Annotated in this window: 6 protein-coding genes; 3 read left to right on the top strand and 3 right to left on the bottom strand. The window is 74.2% G+C overall.

Translation table 11 applies throughout. The features are described 5' to 3' along the window. Positions 1-227 precede the first annotated feature (227 nt). From ACZ7JZ_RS05340 to ACZ7JZ_RS05330, 3 genes are read left to right on the top strand one after another with little or no spacing between them, the layout of a single operon-like run. Positions 228-1,010 carry a CoA-transferase subunit beta gene (locus tag ACZ7JZ_RS05340; protein ID WP_470933359.1) on the top strand — a complete coding sequence of 261 codons (783 nt, stop codon included), beginning with the start codon at positions 228-230 and terminating at the stop codon, positions 1,008-1,010. Beyond that, positions 1,010-2,077 carry an NAD(P)H-dependent flavin oxidoreductase gene (locus ACZ7JZ_RS05335; RefSeq protein ID WP_470933357.1) on the top strand — a complete coding sequence of 356 codons (1,068 nt, stop codon included), beginning with the start codon at positions 1,010-1,012 and terminating at the stop codon, positions 2,075-2,077. Before ACZ7JZ_RS05340 ends, ACZ7JZ_RS05335 begins: the two co-directional genes overlap by 1 nt. Before the next feature lie 28 nt (positions 2,078-2,105). Next, the gene (locus ACZ7JZ_RS05330; RefSeq protein ID WP_470933355.1) at positions 2,106-3,113 is read left to right on the top strand and encodes a tyrosine-protein phosphatase; all 1,008 of its coding nucleotides are present in this window, start codon (positions 2,106-2,108) and stop codon (positions 3,111-3,113) included. A 132-nt stretch (positions 3,114-3,245) separates the two neighbouring features. Here the strand turns inward: ACZ7JZ_RS05330 and ACZ7JZ_RS05325 are convergent, their stop codons facing one another. From ACZ7JZ_RS05325 to ACZ7JZ_RS05315, 3 genes are all read right to left on the bottom strand, one after another. Then, positions 3,246-4,976 (bottom strand): DEAD/DEAH box helicase, encoded by a 1,731-nt coding sequence (locus ACZ7JZ_RS05325; protein ID WP_470933432.1) that lies wholly within the window; start codon positions 4,974-4,976, stop codon positions 3,246-3,248. Between the two features lie 108 nt (positions 4,977-5,084). Further along, positions 5,085-5,288 carry a cold-shock protein gene (locus ACZ7JZ_RS05320; protein ID WP_470933353.1) on the bottom strand — a complete coding sequence of 68 codons (204 nt, stop codon included), beginning with the start codon at positions 5,286-5,288 and terminating at the stop codon, positions 5,085-5,087. A gap of 262 nt (positions 5,289-5,550) precedes the next feature. Beyond that, positions 5,551-6,708, bottom strand: coding sequence for an acetyl-CoA C-acetyltransferase (locus ACZ7JZ_RS05315; RefSeq protein WP_470933351.1), 1,158 nt, complete (start codon positions 6,706-6,708; stop codon positions 5,551-5,553). Positions 6,709-6,741 lie beyond the last annotated feature (33 nt).

Here is a 6,741-nt window from a genome sequence, read left to right as displayed (position 1 = left end):
GTACGGGCGGTGGACGACACACGCAGCCGGTAGGTGTACCGGGCGTGCCCGGCCACCGTCTCGGCCATCGCTGCTGTCGTCATGATCCGCAACCTAACAGCCCCCACTGACAACGAAAGAGAGCGCAGGTCAGAACAGATGCGAAGAGAACTCCGCCGCTCCGCGGCTCCGCCCCAAGGACCCATTCCTCCCCGCCCTAAAGGACGGGGCATCCTGGGAGAAATCAGGTGACCGCCGGACCCGCACCCGCCCCCGACGCGCCCACCCGCACCGCCCCTCCCCCGCCCACCCGCGCCGAGTACTGCGTCCTCGCCTGCGCCGAGGCCTGGCGCGGTGACGGCGAGGTGCTGGCCAGCCCCATGGGCCTGATCCCCTCCTTCGGGGCCCGGCTGGCCAAGCGGACCTTCTCCCCGGACCTGCTGCTGACCGACGGGGAGGCGCTGCTGGTCGGGCTGGACGGCACGGTCGAGGGCTGGCTGCCGTACCGGCGGCACCTGGCCATGGTCACCGGCGGGCGGCGGCACGTGATGATGGGCGCCAGCCAGATCGACCGGTACGGCAACCAGAACATCTCCTGCATCGGGGACTGGGAGCGCCCGGCCCGGCAGCTGCTGGGGGTCCGCGGGGCCCCGGTGAACACGATCAACAACCCGGTGAGCTACTGGATCCCGAAGCACTCGCGGCGGGTGTTCACCGAGCGCGTGGACATGGTCAGCGGGGTCGGCTTCGACCGGGCCGCGGCCGCGGGCCCGTCCGCGTCGCGCTTCCACGCGCTGCGCCGGGTGGTCAGCGACCTCGGGGTCTTCGACTTCGGGGGCCCCGGGCACGCCATGCGGATCGTGTCCCTGCACCCGGGCGTGACCGTGGAGGAGGTACGGGAGGCCACCGCCTTCCCCCTGGAGACCGCCGACCGGGTGGCCGACACCCGGGAGCCCACCGCCGCCGAACTGCGGCTGATCCGCGAGGTCATCGACCCGCAGGGGCTGCGCGAGCGGGAAGTGCGGGGCTGATGGAGACCGCGCTGACGAAGCTCGTCGGGGTCCGGTACCCGATCGTGCAGACCGGGATGGGCTGGGTGGCCGGGCCGCGGCTGGTGTCCGCGACCGCCAACGCGGGCGCGCTGGGCGTCCTGGCCTCGGCCACGATGACCCTGGAGCAGCTGCGCGCGGCGGTCCGCGAGGTGAAGTCCCGTACGGACGCGCCGTTCGGGGTCAACCTGCGCGCCGACGCCGGGGACGCGGGCGAGCGGGTGCGGCTGATCGTCGACGAGGGGGTCAAGGTGGCCTCCTTCGCCCTCGCGCCCTCGCAGGAGCTGATCGCGCGGCTCAAGGACGCCGGGGTGGTGGTGATCCCCTCGGTCGGGGCGCGGCGGCACGCGGAGAAGGTGGCGGCCTGGGGCGCGGACGCGGTGGTCGTCCAGGGCTCGGAGGGCGGCGGGCACACCGGGGAGGTGGCCACGACCGTGCTGCTGCCGCAGGTCGCGGACGCCGTGGACATCCCGGTGGTGGCGGCGGGCGGGTTCCGCGACGGGCGGGGCCTGGTCGCGGCGCTGGCGCTGGGGGCGGCCGGGGTGGCGATGGGCACCCGGTTCCTGCTGACCTCGGACTCGACGGTCCCGGACGCCGTCAAGGCCCGCTACCTGGCCGCCTCGGTGAAGGACGTGACGGTGACGACCGCGGTCGACGGGCTGCCGCACCGGATGCTGCGCACGGACCTGGTGGCCGCCCTCGAGCGCTCGGGGCGGGCCGGGGCGCTGCTGCGGGCCGTCCGGCACGCGGCGCAGTTCCGCAGGGTCTCCGGGCTGGGCTGGCGGGAGATGGTCCGCGACGGCCTGGCGATGAAACACGGCAAGGACCTGTCCTGGAGCCAGGTCCTGCTCGCCGCGAACACCCCGATGCTCCTCAAGGCGTCCATGGTCGAGGGCCGCACCGACCTCGGAATCATGGCATCGGGCCAGGTCGCGGGGGTGATCGAGGATCTGCCTTCGTGTGCGGAGCTCGTCGCCCGCGTCATGGCCGAGGCGCAGTACGCGCTGGAAGGACTGCACGCGACCGGCACCCTGCCTCCACCAGGGTGATCCCTTCTCCGCCACAGGAGTCGCACTGATGAGCCGTGCCCGTTTCCGCCTGGCGACCGGAGTGATCGTTTCCGCTCTCGCCCTCGGTGCCCTGCCCGCTCCGGCCCTCGCCGGGGCGGGTCCCGCACGTTCAGGCCCCTCGTCCCCGGCCGTCCCGGCCGCCGCCTCCGCCCCCTCGGCCTCCGCGGGCTCCTCCGTACCGGCCGCCGGGCCCGGGCGGGGCGGCCCGCGCGGCGCCGCCGACCCGATCCGCCAGATCCCCCTCCAGGGCGCGGTCAACTTCCGCGACCTGGGCGGCTACCGCACGTACACCGGCGGGCAGGTCCGCCACGGGCTGGTGTACCGCTCGGACGCCCTGTCCAAGCTGACCCCGGCGGACGTCACCGCCGTCGGGGGGCTCGGCCTGCGCGAGGTCGTGGACTTCCGGGTCGCCATGGAGCTCCAGTACGACGGGGCCGACCGGCTGCCGCCGGGGCTGACGGCGACCTCCCGGCCGGTGAACGACCTGGGCCTGTTCGCGACCCTGGTCGGAGTGATCTCCAGCGCCGATCCGGTGAAGCAGGAGGCCGCGCTCGGCGGCGGCCGGGCCGAGGCGTACATGCGCGACGTGTACCGCACCTTCGTCACGGACCCGGCGAACCGGGCGCAGTTCGCAGCGGTGCTGCGGGAGCTCGCGGACGGGGGCACCGGTCCGCTGCTGTTCCACTGCACCTCCGGCAAGGACCGGACCGGCTGGCTGTCGTACGTGCTGCTGCGGGCCCTCGGCACCCCGACGGGCACGGCGGAGCAGGACTACCTGGCCTCGAACTCCTTCCGGGCGGCGTACGACGCGCGGCAGCGGGCGGGGCTCAAGCAGGCCGGCCTGATGCAGAACCCCGAGCTGCTGATCCCGCTCCAGGAGGTCCGGCAGGACTACCTGGGTGCGGCCACCGCCCGGATGGAGGCCGATTTCGGCAGCTTCTACGGGTACCTGACCCAGGGGCTGGGGCTGGACCTGGGGACGCTGGCGAGGCTGCAGAAGCGCCTGGTGCGCTGAGCCCGGACCGGTAGGCGGGTAGGCGGGTACGCGGGTACGCGAAAGGCCCGGGTCCCCGGGGGAATCTGGGATTCCCAGGGGGACCCGGGCCTGGTGACGCGTGTCAGCCCACCGTGGCCCGGTGTGCGGGGGTCAGGACGCGGCGGGACCTGCGGGACGGCGGCGTCCGGCACCCGCGCCCGCGCTGCCGCTGCCCGAGCGGCGGCGGGAGGCGCCGGAGCGGCGGGCCGCGCCCGCGCCCTCGGCGGCCGGGGCGGCCCCGCCCGCGGTGCGCTGGCGGGGGGCGCCGCCGGTGCGCTGGGCGGAGCCGGCGCCGCGGGACTGGCCGGCGGCGCCGGAGTCGGTGCGGCCGCCCGCGGCGGACTGGCCCGCGGGACGGGAGCGGCGGCCGCGGTCGGCGGCGGGGGTGCCCGTGCCGGCGGCGGCGCCCGATCCGGCGCCGCGGGAGCGGCGGCGGGGCTGGCCGCTGCCGGAGCGGCCCTGGCCGCCGGTCTTCGCGGCGGGCCGGGCGGCGGGCTGCGGGACCTCGATGACCACGGGGACCCCGGAGGGCTCGCGGGCGCCGGTCAGGTCGGTCAGCGCGGTGTCGGAGGACTTGATCTGCGCGGTGCGCGGGCTGATCCCGGCGTCCGACATCAGGCGTCCGACCTCGCGCTTCTGCTCGGGCAGGACCAGGGTGACCACGCTGCCGGACTCGCCGGCGCGGGCGGTGCGGCCGCCGCGGTGCAGGTAGTCCTTGTGGTCGGTGGGCGGGTCCACGTTGACGACGAGGTCGAGGTCGTCGATGTGGATGCCGCGGGCGGCGACGTTGGTGGCGACGAGCGCGGTGACCTGGCCGTTCTTGAACTGGTCCAGGGTGCGGTTGCGCTGCGGCTGGGAGCGGCCGCCGTGCAGGCCGGAGGCCCGTACGCCGCTGGCCAGCAGCCGCTTGACCAGGCGGTCCACGGAGCGCTTGGTGTCCAGGAACATGATCACGCGGCCGTCGCGGGCGGCGATGCGCGTGGTGACGGCCTTCTTGTCGGTCTCGTCCATCACGTAGAGGACGTGGTGCTCCATGGTGGAGACGGCGCCCGCGGAGGGGTCCACGGAGTGCGTGACCGGGTCCACGAGGAAGTTCTTGACGAGCTTGTCGACGTTCTTGTCGAGGGTGGCGGAGAACAGCAGCCGCTGGCCGCCCGGCTCGACCTGCTTGAGCAGGGTGGTGACCTGCGGCAGGAAGCCGAGGTCGGTCATCTGGTCGGCCTCGTCGAGGACGGTGATCCCGACCTGGCGGAGGGTGACGTCCCCGCGGTCGATGAGGTCCTTGAGGCGGCCGGGGGTGGCCACGAGCACCTCGGCGCCGCGCGCCAGGGCGTTGGCCTGCCGGTTGATCGACATGCCGCCGACCACCGTGGCTATGCGCAGGTGCACGGAGGTGGCGTAGGGGGTGAGGGCGTCGGTGACCTGCTGGGCCAGCTCGCGGGTCGGTACGAGGACCAGGGCGAGCGGGGTGCGCGGCTCGGCGCGGCGGCCGGCGGTGCGGGCGAGCAGGGCGAGGCCGAAGGCCAGGGTCTTGCCGGACCCGGTGCGTCCGCGGCCGAGGAGGTCGCGGCCGGCCAGGGAGTTCGGGAGGGTCGCGCCCTGGATGGGGAAGGGCTCGGTGACGCCCTGGGCCCCGAGGGTCTTCAGCAGCGCTGCCGGCATGTCGAGGTCCTCGAAGGCCGCGACGGGGGGCAGGGCGGGGGTGAGGGTCTCCGGCATGGTGAATTCCTGGGGCCGCGGTGCGGCCTTCGGACGGCCCCCTGCGCCCTTGGGACGGCCCTGGGAGGCGCCCCGCTCACGGCCGGGTCGGCGGGGAGCTCGGGACGAACTGGAGCTGGTCATGCGGAAGAAGCCCTCCTGAAGCTGGCAGACGGACACGGCAGGCAGACGTGCCATGCGCAAACCGGGGCCCGCACCGTGAGGTGCGGGCCCCGGCCGTGCGACGAGCGATCAGGCGGGGAGGATGTTCTCCGCCTGGGGGCCCTTCTGGCCCTGCGTGACGTCGAAGGTCACCTTCTGGCCTTCCTGGAGCTCACGGAAGCCAGAGGTGGCGATGTTCGAGTAGTGGGCGAAGACGTCCGGGCCGCCGCCGTCCTGCTCGATGAAGCCGAAGCCCTTTTCCGAGTTGAACCACTTCACGGTGCCGTTGGCCATGAGAATCTCCTGAATAAGGTTTGGGCCCCATCCGGAGATGCCGGAAACTAATAATGCGCCTGAGGAACATTCCCGTCAGGCGCACATAAAGTCTATGGGTACCACAACTGCAACTCCTCAAAGCTAGCACACCGCGCCCGCGGCCCGCGGCCGGGAGTGCGCGCGTCGTGTCGGGCGCGGCGCCCGCGCGGGTGTCGCGGGGCCGCGCGGGCGGATGGCGCAGGGGGCCGCGGAGGGGTCGCGAGCGGCCTGCCGGAGGGCTTCAGAGGCGCTCGATGATGGTGACGTTGGCCTGGCCGCCGCCCTCGCACATGGTCTGGAGGCCGTAGCGGCCGCCGGTGCGCTCCAGCTCGTGCAGCAGTGTGGTCATCAGCTTGACGCCGGTCGCCCCGAGCGGATGTCCGAGTGCGATGGCTCCGCCGTTGGGGTTGACCCGGTCCGGGTCCGCGCCGGTCTCCTTGAGCCAGGCCAGCACGACGGGGGCGAAGGCCTCGTTGATCTCGACCAGGTCGATCGCGTCGAGGGTCAGCCCGGTCTTCTTCAGGGCGTGGGCGGTGGCGGGTATCGGAGCGGACAGCATCCGGATGGGGTCCTCGCCCCGTACGGAGAGGTGGTGGATGCGGGCGCGCGGGGTCAGCCCGTGCTCCCGTACGGCGCGTTCGGAGGCGACCAGCAGGGCCGCGGCCCCGTCGGAGACCTGGGAGGAGACGGCGGCGGTGATGGTGCCGCCCTCCACGACCGGGCGCAGGCCCGCCATCTTCTCCAGGCTGGTGTCGCGGCGGGGGCCCTCGTCGACGGCCACGTCCCCGTAGGCCGCCGTCTCACGGGCGAAGCGGCCCTCGTCGACGGCGCGGACGGCCCGCTGGTGGGAGCGCAGGGCGAACTCCTCCATGTCGGTGCGGGAGATGCCCCACTTCTCGGCGATGAGCTGGGCGCCGTGGAACTGGTTGACGGGTGCGTCCCCGTAGCGGGCGCGCCAGCCGGCGGAGCCGAGGTAGGGGCCCTGGGTGAGGCCCAGGGGGTCGGCGGCCTGCCGGGAGGCGAAGGCGATGGGGATCATGGACATGTTCTGCACCCCGCCCGCGACCACCAGGTCCTGGGTGCCGGAGAGCACGGCCTGGGCCGCGAAGTGGACGGCCTGCTGGGAGGAGCCGCACTGCCGGTCCACGGTCACCCCGGGGACCTCCTCGGGCAGTCCGGCGGCCAGCCAGGCCGTACGGGCGATGTCCCCGGCCTGCGGGCCGACGGTGTCCAGGCAGCCGAAGACCACGTCCTCCACCGCCGCCGGATCGATCCCCGAGCGCTCCACGAGCGCGGTGAGGACGTGGGCGCCGAGGTCGGCCGGGTGGACCCCGGCCAGTCCCCCGCCGCGCCGGCCGACGGGGGTGCGTACCGCTTCGACGATGTAGGCCTCGGGCATGGCTGCTGCTCTCCTTCGCGGATCTGCTGCGGC

The organism is Streptomyces sp. NPDC038213, assembly GCF_055600495.1.
Note: the sequence above shows the minus strand (reverse complement) of the source record. Positions and strands in the feature narration are given on the sequence as shown.

Coding starts and splice junctions, on each gene's coding strand:
- ACZ7JZ_RS05330 (WP_470933355.1), top strand. CDS start 2,106: ATGAGCCGTGCCCGTTTCCGCCTGGCGACCGGAGTGATCGTTTCCGCT.
- ACZ7JZ_RS05315 (WP_470933351.1), bottom strand. CDS start 6,708: ATGCCCGAGGCCTACATCGTCGAAGCGGTACGCACCCCCGTCGGCCGG.
- ACZ7JZ_RS05325 (WP_470933432.1), bottom strand. CDS start 4,976: ATGACCAGCTCCAGTTCGTCCCGAGCTCCCCGCCGACCCGGCCGTGAG.
- ACZ7JZ_RS05335 (WP_470933357.1), top strand. CDS start 1,010: ATGGAGACCGCGCTGACGAAGCTCGTCGGGGTCCGGTACCCGATCGTG.
- ACZ7JZ_RS05320 (WP_470933353.1), bottom strand. CDS start 5,288: ATGGCCAACGGCACCGTGAAGTGGTTCAACTCGGAAAAGGGCTTCGGC.